At 56.5% G+C, this 23,429-nt stretch carries 14 protein-coding genes, 2 tRNA genes and 2 pseudogenes; 8 read left to right on the top strand and 10 right to left on the bottom strand.

Features of this window, described 5'->3' with window-relative positions:
* Positions 1-7: 7 nt before the first annotated feature.
* Positions 8-316, bottom strand: a complete 309-nt coding sequence (locus RTE01_RS07445) for a monooxygenase (protein WP_041144389.1) — start codon at positions 314-316, stop codon at positions 8-10.
* Between the two features lie 313 nt (positions 317-629).
* On the opposite strand from RTE01_RS07445, the gene RTE01_RS07440 reads away from it, so the two are divergent.
* Positions 630-1,775: a porin gene (locus tag RTE01_RS07440; protein WP_041144390.1), complete on the top strand. Its 1,146-nt coding sequence runs from the start codon at positions 630-632 to the stop codon at positions 1,773-1,775.
* A gap of 60 nt (positions 1,776-1,835) precedes the next feature.
* On the opposite strand, the gene mnmH is transcribed toward RTE01_RS07440, so the two are convergent.
* The 5 genes from mnmH to ppiB form a co-directional block, all read right to left on the bottom strand.
* Complete coding sequence (mnmH, locus tag RTE01_RS07435) at positions 1,836-2,912, bottom strand: tRNA 2-selenouridine(34) synthase MnmH (RefSeq protein WP_134525349.1); 1,077 nt, start codon at positions 2,910-2,912, stop codon at positions 1,836-1,838.
* 111 nt (positions 2,913-3,023) lie between these two features.
* Positions 3,024-4,091 carry a 5-(carboxyamino)imidazole ribonucleotide synthase gene (gene purK, locus RTE01_RS07430; RefSeq protein WP_041144392.1) on the bottom strand — a complete coding sequence of 356 codons (1,068 nt, stop codon included), beginning with the start codon at positions 4,089-4,091 and terminating at the stop codon, positions 3,024-3,026.
* On the bottom strand, positions 4,088-4,597 hold the full coding sequence (purE, locus tag RTE01_RS07425) for a 5-(carboxyamino)imidazole ribonucleotide mutase (RefSeq protein WP_045854285.1): 510 nt from the start codon (positions 4,595-4,597) through the stop codon (positions 4,088-4,090). Before purE ends, purK begins: the two co-directional genes overlap by 4 nt.
* A gap of 119 nt (positions 4,598-4,716) precedes the next feature.
* Positions 4,717-5,439 (bottom strand): UDP-2,3-diacylglucosamine diphosphatase, encoded by a 723-nt coding sequence (gene lpxH, locus RTE01_RS07420; protein WP_134525350.1) that lies wholly within the window; start codon positions 5,437-5,439, stop codon positions 4,717-4,719.
* A 3-nt stretch (positions 5,440-5,442) separates the two neighbouring features.
* Positions 5,443-5,937 carry a peptidylprolyl isomerase B gene (gene ppiB, locus RTE01_RS07415; RefSeq protein WP_041144395.1) on the bottom strand — a complete coding sequence of 165 codons (495 nt, stop codon included), beginning with the start codon at positions 5,935-5,937 and terminating at the stop codon, positions 5,443-5,445.
* Between the two features lie 173 nt (positions 5,938-6,110).
* Here ppiB and cysS point away from each other — a divergent pair, with 173 nt between their 5' ends.
* Positions 6,111-7,496, top strand: a complete 1,386-nt coding sequence (cysS, locus tag RTE01_RS07410; RefSeq protein WP_134525351.1) for a cysteine--tRNA ligase — start codon at positions 6,111-6,113, stop codon at positions 7,494-7,496.
* Between the two features lie 105 nt (positions 7,497-7,601).
* Here the strand turns inward: cysS and ybcJ are convergent, their stop codons facing one another.
* Complete coding sequence (gene ybcJ / locus RTE01_RS07405; protein ID WP_041144397.1) at positions 7,602-7,814, bottom strand: ribosome-associated protein YbcJ; 213 nt, start codon at positions 7,812-7,814, stop codon at positions 7,602-7,604.
* 1 nt (position 7,815) lies between these two features.
* Positions 7,816-8,682, bottom strand: coding sequence for a bifunctional methylenetetrahydrofolate dehydrogenase/methenyltetrahydrofolate cyclohydrolase FolD (gene folD / locus RTE01_RS07400; RefSeq protein ID WP_041144398.1), 867 nt, complete (start codon positions 8,680-8,682; stop codon positions 7,816-7,818).
* 353 nt (positions 8,683-9,035) lie between these two features.
* Between folD and RTE01_RS07395 the strand changes: the two genes are divergently transcribed.
* Both RTE01_RS07395 and RTE01_RS26365 read left to right on the top strand, forming a co-directional pair.
* Positions 9,036-9,112 (top strand) — tRNA-Arg (locus RTE01_RS07395).
* A gap of 418 nt (positions 9,113-9,530) precedes the next feature.
* Positions 9,531-9,626 (top strand): hypothetical protein, encoded by a 96-nt coding sequence (locus RTE01_RS26365; RefSeq protein WP_255313511.1) that lies wholly within the window; start codon positions 9,531-9,533, stop codon positions 9,624-9,626.
* A gap of 91 nt (positions 9,627-9,717) precedes the next feature.
* Here the strand turns inward: RTE01_RS26365 and RTE01_RS26360 are convergent.
* Positions 9,718-9,862 (bottom strand): annotated as a pseudogene (locus RTE01_RS26360) (IS3 family transposase); the annotation flags it as partial.
* 491 nt (positions 9,863-10,353) lie between these two features.
* Between RTE01_RS26360 and RTE01_RS26140 the strand changes: the two are divergent.
* Positions 10,354-10,447, top strand: a tRNA-OTHER gene (locus RTE01_RS26140).
* Between the two features lie 15 nt (positions 10,448-10,462).
* Here the strand turns inward: RTE01_RS26140 and RTE01_RS07385 are convergent.
* A pseudogene (locus RTE01_RS07385) lies at positions 10,463-10,860 on the bottom strand (tyrosine-type recombinase/integrase); the annotation flags it as partial.
* A 327-nt stretch (positions 10,861-11,187) separates the two neighbouring features.
* On the opposite strand from RTE01_RS07385, the gene RTE01_RS07380 reads away from it, so the two are divergent.
* From RTE01_RS07380 to RTE01_RS07370, 3 genes are read left to right on the top strand one after another with little or no spacing between them, the layout of a single operon-like run.
* The gene (locus RTE01_RS07380) at positions 11,188-12,849 is read left to right on the top strand and encodes a ShlB/FhaC/HecB family hemolysin secretion/activation protein (RefSeq protein WP_134525353.1); all 1,662 of its coding nucleotides are present in this window, start codon (positions 11,188-11,190) and stop codon (positions 12,847-12,849) included.
* Between the two features lie 12 nt (positions 12,850-12,861).
* A complete protein-coding gene (locus tag RTE01_RS07375; RefSeq protein ID WP_141334888.1) occupies positions 12,862-22,719 on the top strand; it encodes a hemagglutinin repeat-containing protein in 9,858 nt (3,285 codons plus the stop codon).
* Entirely contained in the window at positions 22,719-23,222 is a 504-nt protein-coding gene (locus RTE01_RS07370) for a contact-dependent growth inhibition system immunity protein (RefSeq protein WP_134525354.1), read from the top strand. Before RTE01_RS07375 ends, RTE01_RS07370 begins: the two co-directional genes overlap by 1 nt.
* The last annotated feature ends 207 nt before the right edge of the window (positions 23,223-23,429 follow it).

Here is a 23,429-nt window from a genome sequence, read left to right as displayed (position 1 = left end):
CGCCCGGCTAGCGGGCGTGGCCGTGGTTCAGCGCGGTCAGCGGTTCATTAATATCAAAAAGTTTGTACTCCACGCTTTCGACGCCCAGCGATTTCAGGCGCGCGGTATGCTTCGTGAGATAGGCGAGCGCCGTCTCCTCATCCGCAAAAAGATAGATGCCTCCCGCCTCGTAGTTTTTTTCGCTTTCGGTCCAAATCTTCCAGATAAAACCCGGCTCCTGGTTGATGGACTCGGCAAGCTCCACCAGCTGACGGGACATCTCGCTGCCAAACGGGCCGTTAAAGGCAAAGTGAAGCTGCAGCAGTTTATTCGACATAACTCCTCCATGGACTCGACGTAGGGTTTGCGTGCGCCGTCGGCAGAGCGGTACTCCCCGGGAGCGCCGTGCATCGGCAACTATACCCACAATCGCTCGGCGACGGCAAAGCGAGCCTCTGCGGGCGCGGGGAGATAGCGCAGGTTAATGACGGTTGAATGACATTCGCGGCGGCTTTTCGTTAACGGCACAAAATGGTAAGTCACTGATTTTTAAGAGCACGAAAGCGTAAAAAAGCGACAACACGGAGTTGGTAATCACGGTTAATATTCACCTTGCAAATATAAGGTTGCTTATTACTCAAGGAAAAAGCATGGCACATAAAATAAAAGCGCTGGCGATAACGATCGGCGCAGCGCTGGCAGTCACTTCTTTTGCTTCCCAGGCCGAGATAACGCTGCTGAAACAAGATCCGCAGGCCGGCGATCCGTTAAGCCGTCTGAACTTCACCGTCGGCGGGAGCATTCGTCCGCAGTTCAACATGATGTCCGGCGATGGTGACAAAGGCTCCTATAAACGTAACGGCTTCGACGGCGGCACCCGTTTCCGCTTCGCCGCTGATTATTATCTGTTCGACGATATTAGCTGGATCAGTTATTACGAACTGGGGGTCAATATTCCGGCGCTGTTCGACTGGGATAATCACTATGCGGAAGGCGCCAATAACACCTCCCGTCGTATGCTCTATACCGGGCTGAAGAGCGATACCTGGGGGACGTTAACCTACGGTCAGCAAAACAGTATTTATTACGATGTAGTGGGCGCCAAAACCGATATCTGGGATTACGACATGGTTGCCCAGGCGCCGGGTAACGGTATCAACGGCGATTACGACGGTTCTTACCGCTCGCGCAATATGCTCAAGTATAAAAAATCGGCCGGTGACGTCGATCTGTATGCTTCTTATCTGTTTGAAGATAATGAGTATTTGCCGGGGAATGGTCTGCGCTATAAGCGTAAAGGCGGGGGCTCCGTTGGCGTGGACTACCACATCATGAAGGACCTGACCTGGGGTACGGCGTGGAACTATACGCGTGCCGAAATGCGCGATCCGTCGAGCGCTGAGAACAAAACCTATAACCAGAATATCCTCGGTACCGCCCTAAGCTGGACGCCGGATAACTGGACCTTCTCCTTCGGCGGCGGCTGGTATCAGAACTTCCTGACCACCAAAAAAGCCGACGTGAATAACTACTTCGCCGGCGATGCCTGGGGTATTGAGTACTTCGCGGGGTATAAAATCCCGGTTGGCCAGTACGCGCTCAAATCCGTTCAGCCGTACTTTATGGGCGACCGCCTGCAATACGTGAACGGGCGTAACTATCAGCGTATTGATAACGGCCTCGGGATCAGCTTCCAGCTCGATTATGGCTTCCGCGTTGACTACGAACACGTCTTTACGTCGAGCACCGATAACCTGGGCGATATGAACCTGGTGCGTCTGCGCTACGATTTCTAAACCGCGACCTCCCGCGCAGCGCGATGCCGAAAATCCCGGCTTGCGCTGCGTTTACGCGGGCTACCGCGCCAGCCAGGAGGCAACGTCCTGCCAGGTTCCGCGAAAAATAATCTTCTCCGCTTTTTTACCCAACTGATAGCGATACATTGGGTCGTAGTACTCTTTCAATAGCGGAACGAGCCACGCAAAATGCGCGTCGGTGCTCGCCGTACGCAGCTGTTCCACCAGCGCGTCATCGAGCAGGGCGGTGAGCTGAGCAAAACGCTGGAGTCCCAGGCGACGGCGGATAGCAAACAGGCCGTGGTGCAGATAGGCGCTGTACTCCTGCCAACCCTGCTCTTCACCGTACGCGGCCATAAAGTCGCGGTGCATCCGGTCAAAATACTCCTCCCGCAGCCTCGCCAGGCGGACGTCAAACGGATCCTCCACCACCGCCAGCGGCGACTGCGCCATGCGATCGCGCAGGCATTCCGGCAGATGGTTGGCGCCTATCATATGCCCTTCATCTTCCAGCACCCAGCGGTGCTGGCTGGCCGCTTTTTTCAGCATGGCCACCGCGAGATGGTTTTCAAACGTCGCCTGTGCGTGCTGCTCGCGCAGCGTGCGTCCGAAGGAGGAGCCGCGATGGTGGGCGAGCCCTTCGAGGTCGATTCCGTCAGGCCGCGCGGCAACCAGCTGGGTTTTTCCGTTGCCGGTGCAGCCGCCGATCAGCACTATTGGGCGCTGAACCAGCTCCTGCGTCAGCTGGATGGCCGCCTGGCGCAGCGCCTTATAGCCGCCGACAATCAGCGGGTAATCGATGCCCGATTCGCGCAGCCACTGCTGAACAATGTGCGAGCGCTGGCCGCCGCGGGCGCAGCAAAGATAGCCCTGAGGCGCGCGCAGACAGGCTTCACGCCACGCCTGCAGGCGCCGGGCGCGAAGGTCGCCATTCACCAGGCGATGGCCTAGTGCCAGGGCGGCCTCTGCCCCCTGACGTTTGTAACAGGTGCCGACGGCGGCGCGTTGTTCATCGTCCATCAGCGGCAGGTTGACTGCTGCGGGGAGCGCGCTTTGGCTGAACTCAACCGGGGCGCGCACGTCAATAAGCGGGGTATCCGCGGCGAGAATGGCGCGGTAATCCGTCCCATTATTCATGGGTCTTCCTTCTGAAGTGAAACCGAGATTTTCTGTAAAGCGAAGGAGGGATTCTACGCGCCTGAAGGCGTGCCGGGGAAGGGGTAACGCGTTTTCCCCGGCACGAAAGGCTTAGCTGAGCTGCGACTGCGCCCAGAAAATACCGCTGGCGTACTCCGGCGGCAGCAGCGGCTTCAACGCTTCGAGCGTGGCGCTCAGGCGATCGGTATCGCTGTCGGTCAGGTTCAGGTGGCCCACTTTGCGGCCCGGACGAACCTCTTTGTCGTACCAGTGCAGGTGCACCAGCGGCAGCTTCAGCCAGTCGTAGTTAAGATCGGTGCCGATCAGGTTGATCATCACCGACGGGCTGTTGACCACCGGCGGCGGCAGCGGCAGGTCGGTAATGGCCCGCAGATGCAGCTCAAACTGGCTGATAGAGGCGCCGTTCTGCGTCCAGTGGCCGCTGTTGTGCACGCGCGGGGCCAGCTCGTTGATCAGCAGACCGTCGGCGGTGACGAAGCACTCCATCGCCATGACCCCGACGTACTGCAGCTCGTCCATAATGGCGGAGAGCATGCCTTCGGCCTGGTCCTGCTGGCGGGCGTTGGCCTGCGGGAAGGCGACGCTGGTGCGCAGAATTCCGTCCTGATGCAGGTTGCGGGTCAGCGGATAGAACACCGTGCTGCCATCCTCGGCGCGGGCACCAACCAGCGACACTTCGCCGGAGAAGTTAATTCCCCGTTCGACAATGCATTCGCCGTAGTTATCGTCGGGCAGCTGCGCGCAGTCGTCTTCACGCAGGCGCCACTGGCCGCGCCCGTCGTAGCCGCCCACGCGACGCTTAACGATAGCCAGCTCGCCGAGGGTCGCGAAAATCTCCGGCCACTGGTTTTTATCCGCCAGCAGCTGCCACGGCGCGGTGGCGAGGCCCAGCCTGTCGAAGAGCTGCTTTTGCGTCAGGCGATCGGCAATGATGGGAAACACGTCGCGGTTAACAAACGCCGGGTGGCGCGCCAGTTCGCGGGTGAGGGCCGTTTCCGGCCAGCGTTCGATTTCAGCGGTGATGACGCTTTGCTGAAACGGCACCGCTTCAGGGTCGGCCTCAAGGCCAACCGGCCACACCGCGATACCCAGCGGCTCTCCGGCCTGGCGCAGCATGCGGCCAAGCTGGCCGTTGCCGAGGATACAAACCTGCTTCATGCCGCACCCCGTGGGTCCGGATTCTCCAGCACTTCATCGGTTTGCGCCTGACGCCATGCGCTCAGGCGCTGGTGCAGTTCGGCGTCGTGCACCGCCAGAATCTGCGCCGCCAGCAGGGCGGCGTTGGCCGCGCCGGCTTTACCGATAGCCAGCGTGCCGACCGGGATCCCGCGCGGCATCTGGACGATAGAGTAGAGGCTGTCAACGCCGCTCAGCGCCGCGCTCTGCACCGGCACGCCGAGCACCGGGACCAGCGTTTTCGCCGCAATCATGCCCGGCAAATGCGCCGCGCCGCCAGCACCGGCAATAATCACCTGATAGCCGTTGCTCTCTGCGCCTTCGGCGAAGCTGAACAGCTTATCGGGAGTACGGTGCGCGGAGACCACTTCAACATGGTACGGAACGTTCAGGGCATCAAGGATTTCTGCGGTAAACTGCATGGTAGCCCAGTCGCTTTTGGACCCCATCACGATGGCGATACGCGCCGAATTATTGCGGGAAGACATGCGTCTTAAAACTCCTGTGGGTGTGCTTCACACTGCTTTAGAGGCCACAGAGAATAACACGATAAACGGGCGAGGAAAACGGTTGCGTAGGCCGATAGCGGCGGAAAATAGCGCGATAATTAAAACGGGAAAGGGATCAGTTCAACGTCGTCTTTGGTGACCTTCACCATCGAACCTTCGCTGTGCCACGCGCCGAGGACCACGCGAAAGGCCGGCATGCCGTTTGCTTCTATTTGGTGGATGGCCGGGCGATGGGTATGACCGTGGATCAGCCACTGAACGTGATGCTTTTCGAGGATTGCTGTAACCGCCTGCGGGTTAACGTCCATGATGTCCATCGACTTACTGCTGTTGGCCGCGGTGCTGTTGGCGCGCATTTTTGCGGCGATGCGGCGGCGTATAAACAGCGGCAGCGCGAGGAAAAGGCGCTGGATCCACGGCGTATGCACCTTGGCGCGAAACGCCAGGTAGCCGGCATCGTCGGTGCAGAGGGTGTCGCCATGCATAATTAAAACGCGGCGGCCGTAGAGATCGAGCACGTTTTCTTCCGTCAGCAGCGTCATACCGCAGGCGCGGGCAAAGCGCTGGCCGATAAGAAAATCGCGGTTGCCGTGGACGAAAAAGCAGGGGACGCCGGAGCGGGTCAATGCGTTGAGCGAGGCGGCGATTTGCTGGTGCAGCGGGTTAGGATCGTCATCGCCGATCCAGGCTTCGAACAGATCGCCAAGGATATAGAGCGCGTCCGCCTCGCGGGCCTCTTCGCGTAAAAAGCGGAGAAAACCGGCGACGGTCGCCGGTTCTTCGGTTTGCAGATGCAGGTCTGCAATAAAAAGTGTCGCCACGAATTATTCGCTGACGGTGACGCTTTTGATCACAACATCTTCTTTCGGCACATCCTGATGCATGCCGCTGCGGCCGGTAGAAACCGCTTTGATTTTGTCGACTACGTCCATGCCTTCAACGACTTCAGCAAATACGCAGTAGCCCCAACCCTGCAGGTTTTCACCAGAGAAGTTCAGGAAGTCGTTATCAGCAACGTTGATGAAGAACTGCGCGGTGGCGGAGTGAGGCGCCTGAGTACGGGCCATCGCCAGAGTACCGCGGGTGTTTTTCAGGCCGTTGTTGGCTTCGTTCTGGATCGGAGACTTGGTTGTTTTCTGCTCCATGCCCGGCTCAAAACCGCCGCCCTGGATCATAAAACCGTTGATAACACGGTGGAAAATGGTGTTGTTGTAGAAACCTTCGCGGCAGTAGTCCAGGAAGTTTTTAACTGTTTCCGGCGCTTTGTCGTCAAAGGTTTTGATTACGATATCGCCATGATTAGTGTGGAAAGTAACCATTTTTGCATCCTGTTCCGATGATTGTGGTGCTTGAACCCAATGTTGGGCGTGACATAGGGGGCTGTTATAGCATAACCGCGGGGTTGGATCACCTTGCATTGTGTGCTGCTTCGGGGTTGAATTCAGGTTAGAATATGCGGCTTATCACTACACACGTTTACACGGAATCTTCGATGTTAAAAATTTTTAATACACTGACGCGCCAAAAAGAAGAGTTTAAACCTATTCATGCCGGGGAAGTTGGCATGTACGTGTGTGGTATCACCGTTTACGATCTCTGTCACATCGGTCACGGCCGTACTTTTGTCTCTTTTGACGTGGTAGCCCGCTACCTGCGCTTTCTCGGCTATAAGCTGAAGTATGTACGCAACATCACCGATATTGACGACAAAATCATTAAGCGTGCTAATGAGAACGGCGAAAACTTCGTGGCGCTGGTCGATCGCATGATTGGCGAAATGCACAAAGATTTTGATGCGCTGAATATTTTGCGCCCGGACCTCGAGCCGCGCGCGACGCACCATATTCCGGAAATTATTGAAATCACCGAGCAGCTGATCGCCCGCGATCACGCCTACGTGGCGGACAACGGCGACGTGATGTTCTCGGTTCCGACCGATCCGAACTACGGCCAGCTGTCGCGCCAGGATCTGGAGCAGCTGCAGGCCGGCGCTCGCGTTGACGTGGTTGACGTTAAGCGCAACCCGATGGACTTCGTGCTGTGGAAGATGTCGAAAGAGGGCGAGCCGAGCTGGCCGTCGCCGTGGGGCGCCGGGCGTCCGGGCTGGCACATCGAATGTTCGGCGATGAACTGCAAGCAGCTGGGTAACCATTTTGATATTCACGGCGGCGGTTCGGATCTGATGTTCCCGCATCACGAAAACGAAATCGCGCAGTCCACCTGTGCGCACGACGGCGAATACGTGAACTACTGGATGCACTCCGGCATGGTAATGATTGACCGCGAAAAGATGTCGAAGTCGCTGGGCAACTTCTTTACCGTGCGCGACGTGCTGAAGTACTACGATGCCGAAACCATCCGCTACTTCCTGATGTCCGGCCACTATCGTAGCCAGCTGAACTACAGCGAAGAGAACCTGAAGCAGGCGCGTTCCGCTCTGGAGCGTCTGTACACCGCGCTGCGCGGTACCGATGACGGCGTAGCTCCGGCCGGCGGCGAGGCGTTTGAAGCGCGCTTTGTGGAAGCAATGGACGACGACTTCAACACCCCGGAAGCCTATTCGGTGCTGTTCGATATGGCGCGCGAAGTGAATCGGCTGAAAACCGAAGACGCGCAGGCGGCAAGCGCGCTGGCGGCGCATATGCGCAAGCTCTCCGGCGTGCTGGGCCTGCTGGAGCAGGAGCCGGACGCGTTCCTGCAGAGCGGGGCGCAGGCTGACGACGGCGAAGTGGCTGAAATTGAATCCCTGATCCAGCAGCGTCTCGACGCGCGTAAAGCCAGGGACTGGGCCGCTGCGGATGCCGCGCGTGACCGTCTCAACGAAATGGGCATCGTGCTGGAAGATGGCGCTCAGGGCACCACCTGGCGTCGCAAATAGCCTCAAGCCTGAACCCCGGGCGAGACGCCTGGGGCAGCGAAGCCTTTAGCGAAATAAAAATGCCGGACCTTAAGGGCCCGGCATTTTTTTATTCAGCGACGGCGGTCAGGCGGTCACGGTGATGCTCTGACCGGCAAAGCTGACCGTCTGGCCGGCAACGATCTTACAGCGCTTGCGGGTTTCAACCGCGCCGTCAACTTTCACCAGACCGTCGGCAATCACGATTTTTGCCTGCGCGCCGCTTTCGCTCCAGCCTTCGAGCTTCAGCAGATCGCACAGCTCAACGTGCGGGTGTTTACCCAGAGAAAAAGTCGCCATCTTAGGCCTCCTGAATGTCGTGATACTCTTCGCACGCCTGCAGCGTGTTCTGAATGAGGGTGGCTACGGTCATCGGGCCGACGCCGCCGGGGACCGGCGTGATGTATGACGCGCGCGCGGCGGCATCTTCATAGACCACGTCGCCAACCACTTTGCCGCTTTCCAGGCGGTTAATGCCGACATCGACCACAATCGCGCCTTCTTTAATCCATTCGCCCGGAATAAAGCCCGGCTTACCAACCGCGACGATCAGCAGATCGGCATTTTCGACGTGCTGACGCAGGTTTTTGGTGAAGCGGTGGGTCACGGTGGTGGTGCAGCCAGCCAGCAGCAGCTCCATGCTCATCGGACGGCCGACGATGTTAGAGGCGCCGATTACCACGGCGTTCAGGCCGTAGGTGTCGATGTTGTAACGCTCAAGCAGCGTCACGATACCGCGCGGCGTACAAGGGCGCAGGCGCGGAGCGCGCTGGCACAGGCGGCCGACGTTGTAGGGATGGAAGCCATCGACGTCTTTGTCCGGCGCGATGCGTTCCAGCACTTTCACATTATCGATCCCGGCAGGCAGCGGCAGCTGCACCAGGATACCGTCGATAGCCGAATCGGCATTCAGCGTGTCGATAAGCTCCAGCAGCTCCGCTTCGCTGGTGGTTTCCGGGAGATCGTATGAGCGGGAGATGAACCCCACCTCTTCACACGCCTTGCGCTTGCTGCCGACATAAATCTGCGATGCCGGGTTGCTGCCAACCAGCACGACGGCTAACCCTGGGGCGCGTTTTCCGGCCGCAGTGCGCGCCTTCACTTTTTCCGCGACTTCAGAGCGCACCTGCTGCGCAATCGTTTTACCGTCAATAATTTTTGCTGCCATCAGAGAGAGGATTCCATCTGTATCTTAACGAAAGGGGGTTGCTGATATTTTGTCAGAAGCCAGCCTCTCTGTCAGTCCTCGTTTGATTTTTTATCGCTTTTCGGCGCGCGGAGGGGCGATAAACCCTGCCGTTGCGGCGCGATTAAGATGCATAGCCGGCGAACCGGCTGGCATTTAAGCCGATGTTATGCGGGGAAATGACGACGCGGATTGGATAATCCTTATGCGTCGCCTGGTGCATAAGTAGGCAAGTGGGCCGTAGAAAACAGTTTGATGGCAAAATGCATTGACTCATCAGGCATGCACCGTATAATTCCCGGCGATTGCACATCATGAAGCTCCCGCTTCTCAGTGCGCCCTTAGCTCAGTTGGATAGAGCAACGGCCTTCTAAGCCGTAGGTCACAGGTTCGAGCCCTGTAGGGCGTACCATTTCAGTACGATTTGAAAATCAGCAACGGTTAATTGTGACGTATCTTTCAATATACCTCTTGCCAGAGCAAGCTTACGATTAAGAAACTTGTCCAGCGTCTCTTCAAAAGTCATAACTCACTATCATGGCCCATAGGGTAACCAGTAATAAAATAAGAATATTCTTATAATCGAATGTATAGAGTGTTATACACATCGCAAGAGTATTGATTCTGCGCATATCTAATAAATTTAAATACCTTGATATGGGGCATTCATAAAATTTATGATTAAAGTCCATCGTTTACGTGATTTTATTTTTATTCGGAATCTGAGTGCAGCCCACATATCATAATATCGTCATGTTTACAGCGGGTTCGCATAGCAGCCGTATCCAGCACAGTGAGCACGGGCGAGCCTGGATGATATCGATTTTGAAATGCCACTGCTCCACTGCGATGAAATTAACGTTGGCTACCTTTTGAAACTGTTGGCAGGTATTCAGGTAATACCGCCGAAAGAGCTGCTGGAGTAGAAGAAAAAAATCATGGATATCGTTGACAGCAATATCACGATGCGCAGAAAAGTGAGCTGATTGAAAACTTTATTGAAGAAAATCTGCTACACGTCACTGGTGTGGTTTTAGGTGTCTTTCCCTTACACTCAGCACACAGCTGTTTATACCCATTATGCCATTGTAGAAAGTCTAACATTTATAACACTTTCCGCTTCAGCAAAGGCGTAATTTTGATCGACAACAAGCTGAGCGGATTAGCGTTTGAACTCTGTGTGAATTATTTTTCATTATGGCAGCTATAATGTTCTGAGGTGAGCATATCACCTATGTTTAGGTGGCCAAATTCAGCGTAGCATTACAATAAGCGAGGGTACTATTGGTGGTAGGTATTTCGCAGAAAATTTCCGAACACCTCTTAATATTTATGTGTTTTTTATCCTTAGTTACGAAATGGATGTGTCGCTACTACCCTTTTGGCTCTACACACAAGCAAAATCAATAAGGAATTACACAGATGGCTAATTTCAAAGCTGGTGATAGAGTGGTCCATGCCTCGGGGTCTGGGCCCGAAATGATAGTTCTAAGGGCTTTCGATGGATTTGAAGGCTCCGAGATTCAAACACCTATGTGTGAGTGCGAATACTGGAGTGAGGGGCAAGGAAAGTTTATTCGCGAACGTTTTCCTCAAACTTCCTTAAAACTTGTGTCAGTGCCCGACGGCACTTGTTAATAGTTTTGAGTAAAAGCGCCCTTACAGGCGCTTTTTATTGCGAAAGAAATCAAGGGTTTTCGGCCTTCTAAGCCGTAGGTCACAGGTTCGAGCCCTGTAGGGCGTACCATTTAAAATCAATACCTTACGTCAATTCTAATCCAGCCTGATTTTCTCCTTGTGTCGTATTTGTGTCGTTAGCGCCCAAAATGACGTCAATTTTCCGTGCGTGTTCGGTCAAATAGTTCGCTGCCAGGTGAGCATAACGGCGCACCACCCGATGCTCTCCCAGCCGCCCATTTCCTGCAGAACAGAAAGCGGGACGCCGGACTGAATTAACCCGCTTGCCCAGATGTGCCGGAGGCCATGAAAGCGGAAATCTTCGCTCCCGGACTTCCTCAGGCCTGAACGTCAGGCATGATTATCATCAACCCGCCTGTTTCTTAGCTCGGGCGTCAACGTTGCATCCGGCCGATATTTTGCCGTGGTGTGAACGAATACCCACCTGAAATACTTCCCTATCCGATCCCTTAATACTCTGTATATCGACCTGCTGTCACTCAAACCCGATTATGTTTGAGCGGCGGCCATCTGCCTGGAATATATTTACGACCTTTTATATAAGTGGCTGTCCGCAGATATATTGATTCTGCGCCTGCTCATTTAAGTTCTCTGATATATATAGCTTCAGATTTGCCATCGCCATAATCTGATTTACTTAAATAAAGCCCCAATAAAAATCTGAAAATTGCCGCATTCCTGTCTTTGCTGTTTTAATCCCCCCGGGGCTGAGTGTAAGGTAGCCAAAGGTGTAAATAAAAGTCATTAAATACATTCATGACGTAAATAATAAAATATACAGGATCAGGGATGAAAGCTTTATATCCGGCGTGGGTATTACTGGCACTCAGTCAGCCCGTTTTGGCAGCCCCATTGTCACCAGCCGATCGCAGCAGCATTGAACAACAGCAGCAGCAATTACTCCTTCACAACCAGCAGCAGCGCGAGTCTCTGGAGCGTGCTGTACCCCTGATCCGCCCCTCTCAACCGGAGCGGCCTGCGCTGACATCCGGGCCTTGTTTCACTATCAACCGCATTGTGCTTGATGGCGCCACCCTTATTGATGCCCGCAGGCAGCGGAATTTACTTGCGCCCTGGCAGGGCCGGTGCCTGGATATGGCGCGAATTAATAAACTCACTAATAGCGTTTCCGACTGGTACATCAGCAGAGGATATATCACCAGCCGCGCCTTCCTGACCGAACAGGATTTACGTTCAGGGGAATTACGCTTAGGTATTCTGGAAGGAAAGCTTGAGAAAATCCGCATGGACGGCGCGCCAGAGCGCGAACTGAACATGGTATTCCCGGGCCTTGAAGGAAAAATACTTAATCTGCGCGATATTGAACAAGGCATGGAGCAGATTAACCGCACGCGCACCACGCCGGTACAAATTGAAATATTACCGGGCACGCAGCAGGGCTGGTCGGTAGTGCATCTTACCGCCACGCCGGAATTTCCCCTTTCGGCCTCCGCGAGCTTCGATAACAGCGGACAAAAAAATACGGGCGTCGGGCAGATTAACGGCGGGCTGAACGGCAACAATTTACTGGGTCTGGCCGACAGCTGGTTCGTCAGCGGCGGGCGCAGCAGCGCGTTTTCGCATGCAAAAGACGCGCAGAATTTTGCGGCGGGCGTCAGCGTGCCCTGGGGCTACAGCCTGCTGGAGTACAGCTACAGCTGGAACAACTATCTCAGCACCATCGATAACAACGGCTACCTCTGGCGCTCAAGCGGCGATACCGAAACGCACCGCGTCAATCTGTCGCACGTGCTGTTCCGCAACGGCGATATCAAAACGGGCGTCTCCCTGGGCTTAAGCCATCGCAGCAACCGCAACTATCTTGACGACGTGTTGCTGGAAAGCAGCAGCCGTAAGCTCACCAGCCTGCTGTTTGGCCTGAACCACACCCAGAAAATATTCGGTGGCGTAGCGACGTTTAACCCGACCTTCAGTCGCGGCATGCCGTGGCTCGGTGCTGAAAGCGACGGCAGCAAAAACGGTGATTTACCGAAAGCGCAGTTCCGCAAATGGAGCCTGAACGCCAGCTTCCAGCGTCCGGTGGCTGACAATCTGTGGTGGCTGGCGAGCGCCTATGGGCAATGGTCCCCGGACCGCCTCTACGGCAGCGAACGCATGACCATCGGCGGCGAAAGCTCGGTGCGCGGGTTTAAAGAGCAAACCATTTCCGGCGACAACGGCGCCTGGTGGCGAAACGAGCTCAACCACACCCTGTTCACGCTGCCGGTCATCGGCCAGGTCAGCGCGCTGGCGGCCCTCGACGGCGGCTGGCTGCACTCCGACAAGTGGGATCGCTATTCCGCAGGCACCCTCTGGGGCACGGCCGCCGGGCTCAGCACCGCCAATGGCCACGTTTCCAGCTCGTTCACCGTTGGACTGCCTCTCGTTTACCCGGACTGGCTTGGCCCGGATCACGTCACTGTTTATTACCGCGTTGCCGTCGCATTTTAAGGGATTATTGTCATGAATCAGCAGCCTCCCGTTCGCTTAACTTACCGCCTGCTCAGCTATCTGATGAGTGCCCTGCTCGCGACGCAGCCCTTGCTGCCTGCCGTTGCCGCTACGCTGACGCCAGTGGGTAATACCGCCATGGATAAAGCGGCAAACGGCGTGCCGGTGGTGAACATTGCCACCCCGAACGGGGCCGGGATTTCGCACAACCAGTTTAACGATTACAACGTTGGCAAAGAGGGGCTGATCCTCAATAACGCCACGGGCAAGCTCAATCAGACGCAGCTTGGCGGGCTGATTAGCGGCAACGCCAGGCTGAAAGCGGGCAAGGAAGCGAAGGGCATCATCAACGAAGTGACCGGCGGCAACCGTTCACAGCTTCAGGGCTATACGGAAGTGGCGGGCAACGCGGCGAACGTGATGGTCGCCAACCCGTACGGCATCACCTGTAACGGCTGCGGGTTTATCAACACCCCGCAAGCCACCCTGACCACGGGCAAACCTGTGTTTGACGCCAGCGGCAATTTACAGGCGCTGGACGTGAAAAAGGGCAGCATCACCATTGAGGGGCAAGGGCTGGATGCCAGCAGCAGCGATGCGCTGTCGATCATTTCACGCGCAACCGAAGTGAACGCCGCCATTCATGCGAAGGATTTAAAGGTGGTTGCCGGGGCCAACCGCGTTGGCACCGACGGCAGCGTGCAGGCGCAGCAGGGCGAAGGCAGCGCTCCTACGGTTGCGGTGGATACCGGTGCGCTCGGCGGGATGTACGCCAACCGCATTCATCTGGTGTCCAGCGAGAAAGGCGTCGGGGTTAACCTCGGCGACCTGAATGCTCGCCAGGGAGACATCACCCTGGATGCCGGTGGCAAACTCACCGTTCACAACAGCCTCGCCAGCGGGGCGCTGTCCGCTAAGGGTGAAAGCCTCACCCTGACGGGCGACCACAAATCCGGCGGCAGTATGTCGCTGAACAGCCAGGACGACATTGCCCTGAGCAACGGCTCGCTGAACAGCGACGGCGACCTGGTACTGAACGCCAACGGCACGATTTCGCACGCCAGTGAAAAGCTGACCGCCGGACGCGATGCGACGTTGACCGCGAAAAACATCAGTCAGGATGCTTCCAGCCAGATTAACGCTGCCCGCGATATCGCGGCTAAAGCCAGCGATACGCTTACAACACAAGGGCAGATGACCGCCGGGCAAAACCTGACGGTGAGCAGTAACACCCTGACGCAAAACGGCAAGCTGCTGGCGCATAACCGCGCTCAGCTGAATGCCGACACGCTCAATAACAGCGGCTCCGTTCAGGGCGCTTCCCTGAGCGTGGGCAGCGCCACGCTCGGCAACTCGGGTTCCCTGCTGAGCGGCGGTAACCTGACGGTTAATACCAACGATTTTACCCAAAGCGGCAGCACCGGCGCGAAGGGCAAAGCGAGCATCACCGCCAGCGGGAAGCTGACCAATACCGGCGCTCTGGTGAGCGACGATGCGCTGGCGCTGAAGGCGCAGGATGTGACGCAGAACGGCGTGCTGTCCGGCGGCAAAGGGCTGACGGTCAACGCGCAGACCCTGACTTCCGGCAAAAATTCGGTGACCCACAGCGACGCCGCCATAACGCTGATTACCACCACGGCGACGCTCGACGGGGAAACCAGCGCGGGCGGCGATCTAGAGCTTCAGGGCGACAGGCTCACCACGGCGGCGAGTGCCCAGCTCCAGAGTGGCAATAATCTCAGCCTCAGCGCGCGGGAAGCGGCGCTTGCGGGTACGCAGGCGGCACAAAAAGCCATGACGGTTAACGCCCGCGAAAAACTCACCCACAGCGGCAAAAGCAGCGCGGCATCACTCAGCCTTAGTGCGCCAGAACTGACCAACAGCGGCGTGCTCGTGGCTTCCACCCTGAACACTCAGTCGCAAACTCTCACCAACAGCGGCCTGATGCAGGGCGACAGTGCGTTGCTGATTGGCACACAAAAGCTGGACAACCAGCAGAACGGCACCCTCTACAGCGCCGCAAATCTGACGCTGGCTATTTCGGATATCCGCAACAGCGGGCTTATCACCAGCGATAACGGTTTAACGCTAAGCGCTGGCTCCCTCAGCAATCCAGGCAAAATCCTCGCTGACACGCTGAACGTCAAAGCGACCGCGCTGAGCGGCGACGGCCTGTTGCAGGGAACCGGGGCGCTGACCCTTGCCGGGGATACGCTCTCGCAGGGTGCCAACGGGCGCTGGCTGACGGCGGGCGATCTCGCCCTCAACGGTAAAACTCTGGATACCGCCGGGACTACGCAGGGGCAGAACCTTACCGCTCAGGCGGATAGCTGGACTAACAATGGCTCGGTGCTGGCAACCGGCAATCTTAACGCTACGCTGGGCGCCTCTCTGCTCAACAATGGCGACCTGATGAGCCAGGGCAATTTCGGGCTGAATGCGCCCGGGCTGAGCAACCACGGCAGCATTCTCTCGTCAGGCGAAATGTCGCTCGCCGGAACAACCTTTACCAGCGACGGCACGCTTCAGGGCTACACGCTGTCGCTGCGTCACAACAGCATCGACAACAGAGGATCGGTCACTGGCCTGAACGGCCTGGCCCTGAACAGTACGGGTCGGCTTACCAACAGCGGCGATCTGCTGAGCCAGAAATCGCTGACGCTGAGCGCAGGAGACGTGAGCAACAGCGGCCGGCTTCAGGGGCAGAACATCGCCCTGGACGGCAGCAGCCTGACCAACAGCGGCGCTATTCAGAGCGCGCTGGATTTAGCCCTCGCCCTGAGCGGCGACGTTATCGCCGCCACCGGCAGCAAAATCACCGCCCTGGGCGACGCCCGGCTGACCGGCAACGTGCTGAGCAACCAGGGATTAATCAGTGCGAAAACGCTGGAGGTGAAAGGCGATTCGCTCGGCAACGGCGGCGAAATCAGCGGCGTCAACGGCCTGAACGTGACGCTCAGCGGTAACCTGCAACAGCAGGGCAAAATGCTGACCGGCGGCCTGCTTAACGTCAACGCGAAAGACGTCAGCAACAGCGGGCAGCTTCAGGGCGCAGATAGCCAAATCAGCGCCAGCTCGCTCACCAACAGCGGGCGCGTGCAGGGCGACAGCGGCCTGACGCTCACCGTGCTTAATGCGCTCACCAACCAGGCCAGCGGCGTGCTTCTCAGCCAGAATGCGTTAAGCCTCACCGCGCCCGTGCTGACCAACGACGGCACCCTTCAGGGCAACGGCAAAACTACGCTCAGCGCGGCAACGCAGGCCCGCAACGGCGGCAAAATTCTCTCCGGCGGCGATCTGAGCTTCACCACGCCGGACTACAGCGGCAGCGGCTGGCTGCAGGCCACTAACCTGATGCTGAACGTGGCGAAGCTTGCCAGTAACGGCACCGTGATGGCGGCGAACCAGGCGACGCTCACAGGTAACAGTTTGACCAACGGCGGCACCTTCCAGGCCGCACGGCTGAACGTCAACACGCAGACCATCACCAACAGCGGCACGCTGCTCGGCAATCAGGGTTTGACGCTCAAAGGGAGCAGCCTCAATAACGCGGGCGGGAAGGTGTTCAGCGGCGGCGATATGCTTGCCGAAATGGTCTCGCTCAGCGGCGCAGGCCAGCTGGTGGCGCTCGGCAACCTGACGCTGAAACTCACCAACGGCTTGACCACCCAGGGCGTTATCGCCGCGAACAAGCAGCTCTCCGTCAGCAGCCAGGGCGATATCACCAACGGAGCCACATTGCAGGGCAACGGCATCACGCTGAATGCGGCGGGCAAGTTGACCAACAACGGCCAGCTGTCCGCAGGCAGCGGCGCCACGGCATTGAGCGGCAGCCAGATTGCGATGAACGCCAGCGGCAGCCTGCAGGCAGGCGGCGACGTCAGCCTGACCAGCCGGGGCAATATCACTCTCGACGGCTTTACCGGCACGGCGGGGAGCCTGGCGTTAACGGCGGTCGGGTCGATCGTTAACACCGCGCTGCTGTATGCGGGCAACAACCTCTCGCTGTTTGCCAACAGCATCTACAACCTGCACGGCGATATGCTGGCGGGTAATAACCTGGTGATGCAGAAAGACGCCAGCGGCACGGCGAACGCCGAGGTGATCAATACCTCCGGCAATATCGAAACCACCCGCGGCGATATCACCATTAAGACCGGGAGGCTTGAAAATTCATATCAACAAATCGAGTTTACCCACTCAAAAAATGATTATCGTGACCAGATACCTGACCTGGATGGCAACTCGATAAAAGTCTGGGCAAACGAAGAGTGGCACCCGGATTATGAGGTGCTGGTGGGCGGTGGGAATTCGGGGCCTGCGCCAAAACTTTATGTCTATATTGATGCAACAACCCGCACAAAGCGTTATCTGATTGAGAGTAACACTGAGAAGGCTATTGCTACAGGCAATGCATCGCGGATCATGTCTGCTGGCAAGATAAATATTGAGGCTGATTATCTTTTTAATAATGCATCTTTCATATTAGCGAACGGTGATATCAATCTTCGTGGGAATGTTTTCGAAAATAAGTCATATCAAAATAAAGTTTATGAGATCTGGCAGACATATGAATTTGACTCGGCTGGATTTAATTCAAACTGGGTACCGAAACCAGAGGATATATGGTTCCAGTATACTCTTTCAGATAACGAAGTTAATGAGGTTCAGGGCGAGACTTACAGAGCTGTCATCCAGGCGGGCGGCACTGTTAAGGCCATCTTCACCAGCGATATCAGTAACACCAATACAACCGCTAACGCCGGGCAAATCAGTAACACCATCGTCGCCCCGAACCTTAACACGCCTTCAGCGCAAAGCATCGGCGGCGGCGCAAGCCAGCAGGCGCTTGCCGACGCCGGAACCCAGACCATTACCGCTCCGGACTGGAAAGACAGCACCGCCAGCCAGGCAATTAGCGGCGGCTCGGGGCTGGCGCCAGGCGGCATGGACGGCAACTATCCTCTGCCTTCCGGCAACAACGGCTACTTCGTGCCGTCCACCGATCCGGACAGCCCGTATCTGATCACCGTTAACCCAAAACTCGATGGCCTCGGCCAGCTCGATCCGTCGCTGTTTGGCGATCTGTATAAGCTGCTCGGCATGAACCCCGGTGCTGCCCCACGCGAGACGGGCAGCCAGTACACCGACATGAATCAGTTCCTCGGTTCGTCGTATATGCTGGATCGCCTCAGCCTGAACCCGGACAAAGACTACCGCTTCCTCGGCGATGCGGCGTTTGATACCCGCTATGTGTCGAACTATGTGCTGAACCAGACCGGCACGCGCTATATCAACGGGATTGGTTCCGACCTCGACCAGATGCGCTACCTGATGGATAACGCCGCCGACGCGCAGAGTTCGCTTGGCCTGAAGTTTGGCGTGGCGCTGACCGCCGACCAGGTGGCGGCGCTCGACCACAGTATCCTGTGGTATGAAACCGCGACCATTAACGGCCAGACCGTGATGGTGCCGAAAGTGTATCTGTCGCCAAAAGACGTAACGGTGCAGCGCGGCAGCGCGATCGGCGGCAACAACGTGCAGCTGGCGGGCGGCAACGTCACCAACAGCGGCAGTTCGCTGCTGGCGCAGAACGCTCTGGCCATCGACAGCAGCAACAGCCTGAGCAACCTTAACGCCGGGCTTATCCAGGCGGGCGGTGGGCTGGAACTGAGCGCGCTGGGCGACATCAATAACATCGGCTCAGCCATCAGCGGCAAAACCGTCCAGCTGGAAAGCGTGGGCGGCAGCATCAATAACATCACCCGGACGCAGCAGTGGAGCGTGGGCGACGACAGCCGTCGCGACAGCGTGCACGTCAGCGGCACCGACGTTGGACAAACCGCCTCCATCAGCGCCAGCGACGGTCTGTATATGGCGGCGGCAAACGACATCAACATCACCGGGGCGAAGGTGAGTGCGGGCGCGAGCCTTACGATGGGCGCAGGCAATAACATCAACATCGCCGCCAATCAGATAACCGACAGCAGCAGCCGGTCGGGCTTCGGTGGCAAAAAAGACACCAGTTCGTCAGCGACCTCAAACCAGGGCAGCAGCATTACGGCGGGCGGTAACGCGGTGATGCAGGCGGGCAACGACCTGAACGTCACGGCGAGCGCCATCGACGCAGGTAAAACCGCGCAGCTGGTGGCGGGCAATGACATGAACCTGAACGCGGCGGGCAACGGACAGACCCGCCGCACGGGCGGCAGCGAAAGCCATCAGAGCAGCGCAGACAGAACCACCGTTTCAGCGGGCGACAACGTGACGCTGGTCGCCGGGCAGGACGTGACCAGCCAGGCGGCAGGCATGGCGGCGGAAGGGAATGTCGGTATCCAGGCCGGACGTGATGTGAACCTGCTGGCCGAAGAGTCCGTGACCGGCAGCAGCTCGCACTCGAAAAAGAAAACTGTTATCGACGAATCCGTGCGCCAGCAGGGCACCGAAATTGCCAGCTCCGGTAACACCGCGATTATCGCCGGACGCGACGTGAACAGCGAAGCCGCGCAGGTGACCGCCAGCGGTGATATCGGCGTGGCGGCAGGTCGCGATATCAACCTGACCACTGCGACGGAAAGCGACTATCACTACAAAGAAGAGACGAAGACCAAAAAAGGGTTCCTCAGCAAGAAAACGACCCACACCATCGCGGAAGACAGCGCGACCCGTGAAGCAGGCACCCTGCTTTCCGGCGATAACGTGACCGTTCAGGCGGGCAACAACCTGCTGGTGAAAGGCTCCTCCGTGGTGGGCGATAACACCGTGGCGCTGGGCGCAGGTAACAACGTCGATATCGTGGCGGCCACCAACACCGATTCCTCCTGGCGCTTTAAAGAAGAGAAGAAGAGCGGCCTGATGGGCACCGGCGGTATCGGTATCACCGTCGGCAGCAGCAAATCCACCCATGACCTGCGTGAAGCGGGCACCACGCAAAGCCAGAGCTTCAGCACCGTCGGTTCTACGGGCGGCAACGTGGTTATCGCTGCCGGCAACCAGGCGCACATTGGCGGCGCAGACCTGATTGCCGGGAAGGACATGAGCCTCAGCGGCAGCAGCGTCATTATCGACCCGGGCCACGACAAGCGCACCCGCGATGAAACCTTCGAGCAGAAGAAAAGCGGGCTGACGCTGGCGCTTTCGGGCACCGTCGGCAGCGCGATTAACAATGCCGTCACGTCGGCACAGGACACAAAAGAGGAGAGCGACGGACGGCTGAAGGCATTGCAGGCGACTAAAACGGTCCTCTCTGGCATTCAGGCTGGTCAGGCGGCGGACATGGCAAACCTCACGGCCGACCCGAACGCGATGGGCGTCAGCCTCTCGCTGACCACGCAGAAATCCAAATCGCAGCAGCATGCCGAAAGCGATGCGGTGGCGGGCAGCACCCTGAACGCGGGCAACAACCTTTCTATCACCGCCAACGGCAAAAAGGGTGAAGGCGATATCGTTATTGCCGGAAGCCAGCTGAAGGCAGGCGGCGACACGCTGCTGGACGCGAAGAACGACGTCATTCTCAGCGGCGCGGCCAACACCCAACAATCCAGCGGCAAGAACAGCAGCAGCGGCGGCGGTGTCGGCGTAAGTATTGGTGCAGGTAAAGGTGCCGGTATCAGCGTGTTTGCCAACGTCAACGCGGCAAAAGGCAAGGACAATGGCAACGGTACCGACTGGACTGAAACCACGATAGACAGCGGCAAAACCGTGACCATTAAGAGCGGGAACGACACCGTGCTCAATGGCGCGCAGGTTAACGGCAATAAAATTGTCGCCGATGTGGGCCACGACCTGCTGATGAGCAGCCAGCAGGACACCAACAAATACGACAGCAAGCAGAGCAGCGTGGCGGCGGGCGGCAGCTTCACCTTCGGCAGCATGACGGGCTCCGGCTATATCTCTGCCTCGCAGGACAAGATGAAGAGCCGCTTTGACTCCGTTGCCGAACAAACCGGGATGTTCGCCGGTGATGGCGGGTTCGATATCACCGTTGGTAATCACACCCAGCTTGATGGTGCGGTTATCGCTTCCACGGCGACGGCAGATAAAAACAGCCTCGATACCGGGACGCTGGGCTTCACGGACATCCATAACGAAGCGGATTTCAAAACCCAGCACACCGGCATCAGCATCAGCGGCGCGGGCAGCTTCGGCGACCAGTTCAAGGGCAACATGCCGGGTGGGATGATTGCGGTGGCGGGCAACAAAGGCCATGCCGAAGGCACAACTCAGGCTGCTGTCGCTGATAGCACCATCACCATCCGCGACAAGGATAACCAGAAACAGAATGTCGCTGATCTCAGCCGCGATACAGAGCACGCCAACGACAGTATCAGCCCGATCTTCGACAAAGAGAAAGAGCAGAACCGCCTGAAGGAAATCGGGATGATCAGCGATATCGGCGGTCAGGTGGCAGATATTGCCCGGACGCAGGGGGAGCTGAATGCGCTGAATGCTGCGCAGGATAAATACGGGCCTCTTCCTGCGGATGCGACGGAAGAGCAGCGGCAGGCATATCTGGCGAAACTGCGTGACACGCCGGAATACAAAAAAGAGCAGGAAAAATATGGCACCGGTAGCGATATCCAGCGCGGCATCCAGGCTGCAACGGCAGCGCTTCAGGGCCTGGCGGGCGGCAATTTAGCGGGTGCACTGGCGGGGGCTTCGGCACCGGAGCTGGCACATCTGCTGAAATCAACAGAAGACAATACAGCTGTTAACTCCATAGCCCACGCGATCCTTGGTGGTGCGGTTGCAGCGCTTCAGGGTAACAGCGCGGCGGCAGGTGCGCTTGGTGCAGGTGGTGGAGAGTTGGCGGCACGCGCTATCGCCAATATGCTCTATCCGGGCGTGGAAAAGTTATCTGAAGAACAGAAGCAGACAGTCAGTGCTCTGGCGAGTATATCGGCGGGGATGGCTGGTGGGATTGCTACGGGGAATACAGCTGGAGTCGCGACAGGCGCCGGTGCCGGGAAAAATGCGGTTGAGAATAACTATCTGAGCAGTACTCAGGCGCTGACTTTTGATAAGGAATTGTCGGACTGCCGCAAATCTGGCGGTGATTGCCAGGCTGTTATCGATAAATGGAAGAAAGTCAGTGATGAGCAGAGTGTCACTGTTGATGAACAACTGAAGGACGACCCTTTAACAGCTGTTGGCTGGGATAAGGAAGTTGCGGAGGGCGGATATGATATGACACAGCGCCCTGGCTGGCTGGGTAACATTGGTGCAGAAGTAATGACCAGTGATGAAGCCAAAGCCTATGTACAGCAGTGGAATGGCCAGGATTTGGCAAAAATAGATGTAAACAGTCCTGAATGGATGAAATACGCTGTGTTCGTGTCAGATCCGGAGAATCAGGCTATGCTGGCCTCCGGTGGGTTGCTGTTGAAGGATGTAACAAAAGCAGCTGTATCCTTCATGAGTCGCAATTCGGCAACTGCAAGTGTCAGCGCTTCTGAGCTAGGAATGCAGTGGGGTCAGGGTAATATGAAACAAGGAATGCCATGGGAGGATTATGTCGGAGGTTCATTGCCTGCTGATGCTCGTCTGCCGAAGAACTTCAAAACGTTTGATTATTATGACGGTGCGACAAAAACGGCAGTCAGCGCCAAATCGATGGACACTCAGACAATGGCAAAACTGGCTAACCCGAATCAGGTTTACAGCTCGATTAAAGAAAATATTGATGCCGCAGCTAAATTTGAGACATATACTCTTTCGAAGGCTCCCCTTGATTCTTCAATGATCTCTAATAGAGAAATCCAACTTGCAGTTCCGGCCAATACTACTAAAACACAATGGACAGAGATAAATAGGGCTATTGAGTACGGTAAAAGTCAGGGTGTAACCGTTAAAGTGACTCAGGTGAAATAATGAAATTTAATAAAGAACAGGATTATTGGGCGACTTGTTATTGTAATAATGAGTTCTTGCTAATTGAAACTCAATCAGGACTAGGAAGAACTAGTGCAGATCCACTATTCCCTCCCCATATACTACTACCTGAAGCTGACGACGAATCTGCTGGTGAAACTATATTGCAGGCTTTGTCTAATAGCCGGACACTGAATAATTTAGAGGATCGCGTTGCTTTTTTTGACCTTGAGAAAGGTAAGGAGAAGTATGCGGCCTGGATAGCCATGTTGATGGATAAATACGGTTATAAAACCAAACGTGCTTTATTCAAGGATATGAAATATTGCATTATTCATTGTGTGAATGGAGTTATCACCATACGGCCCACTCGCCATGAAAAACTGGAAGCATGGGGAAGAACAAAAGGAGATGGCCTTGAAGATGTTATTCTTTCTAATGACAACTCTCCTGCTGAAATTGGTGCGGGACTTCGACTGGCATTAAATCGATGTAAAGGATAACTAGATATCAATAAATCCCGCCTTATCCGGGCGGGAAGATTTTCCCAAACTTAAAGATCTCCAGTTCCATATGAGCTATTACACCCTATAAATAAACCATGAGGAGGTTTCAGCTATTACAACTCATCGAACTAAAACAAATTTGGAAAAATCCACAATGTAATATCACTAATGTTAGTGGATAAAGATTTGTCTCATTAATGTATA

It is taken from the genome of Klebsiella terrigena (assembly GCF_006539725.1).
GTDB lineage: Bacteria > Pseudomonadota > Gammaproteobacteria > Enterobacterales > Enterobacteriaceae > Klebsiella > Klebsiella terrigena.
This window is presented reverse-complemented; position numbering and strand designations above follow the sequence as displayed.

Bases quoted from the DNA above. Each gene is read 5' to 3' on its own strand.
- RTE01_RS07375 (WP_141334888.1), top strand. From the start codon at position 12,862: ATGAATCAGCAGCCTCCCGTTCGCTTAACTTACCGCCTGCTCAGCTAT.
- RTE01_RS26365 (WP_255313511.1), top strand. From the start codon at position 9,531: ATGCCACTGCTCCACTGCGATGAAATTAACGTTGGCTACCTTTTGAAA.
- folD (WP_041144398.1), bottom strand. From the start codon at position 8,682: ATGGCAGCAAAAATTATTGACGGTAAAACGATTGCGCAGCAGGTGCGC.
- RTE01_RS07370 (WP_134525354.1), top strand. From the start codon at position 22,719: ATGAAATTTAATAAAGAACAGGATTATTGGGCGACTTGTTATTGTAAT.
- purK (WP_041144392.1), bottom strand. From the start codon at position 4,091: ATGAAGCAGGTTTGTATCCTCGGCAACGGCCAGCTTGGCCGCATGCTG.
- RTE01_RS07445 (WP_041144389.1), bottom strand. From the start codon at position 316: ATGTCGAATAAACTGCTGCAGCTTCACTTTGCCTTTAACGGCCCGTTT.
- RTE01_RS07440 (WP_041144390.1), top strand. From the start codon at position 630: ATGGCACATAAAATAAAAGCGCTGGCGATAACGATCGGCGCAGCGCTG.
- purE (WP_045854285.1), bottom strand. From the start codon at position 4,597: ATGTCTTCCCGCAATAATTCGGCGCGTATCGCCATCGTGATGGGGTCC.
- mnmH (WP_134525349.1), bottom strand. From the start codon at position 2,912: ATGAATAATGGGACGGATTACCGCGCCATTCTCGCCGCGGATACCCCG.
- RTE01_RS07380 (WP_134525353.1), top strand. From the start codon at position 11,188: ATGAAAGCTTTATATCCGGCGTGGGTATTACTGGCACTCAGTCAGCCC.
- ybcJ (WP_041144397.1), bottom strand. From the start codon at position 7,814: ATGGCGACTTTTTCTCTGGGTAAACACCCGCACGTTGAGCTGTGCGAT.
- ppiB (WP_041144395.1), bottom strand. From the start codon at position 5,937: ATGGTTACTTTCCACACTAATCATGGCGATATCGTAATCAAAACCTTT.
- cysS (WP_134525351.1), top strand. From the start codon at position 6,111: ATGTTAAAAATTTTTAATACACTGACGCGCCAAAAAGAAGAGTTTAAA.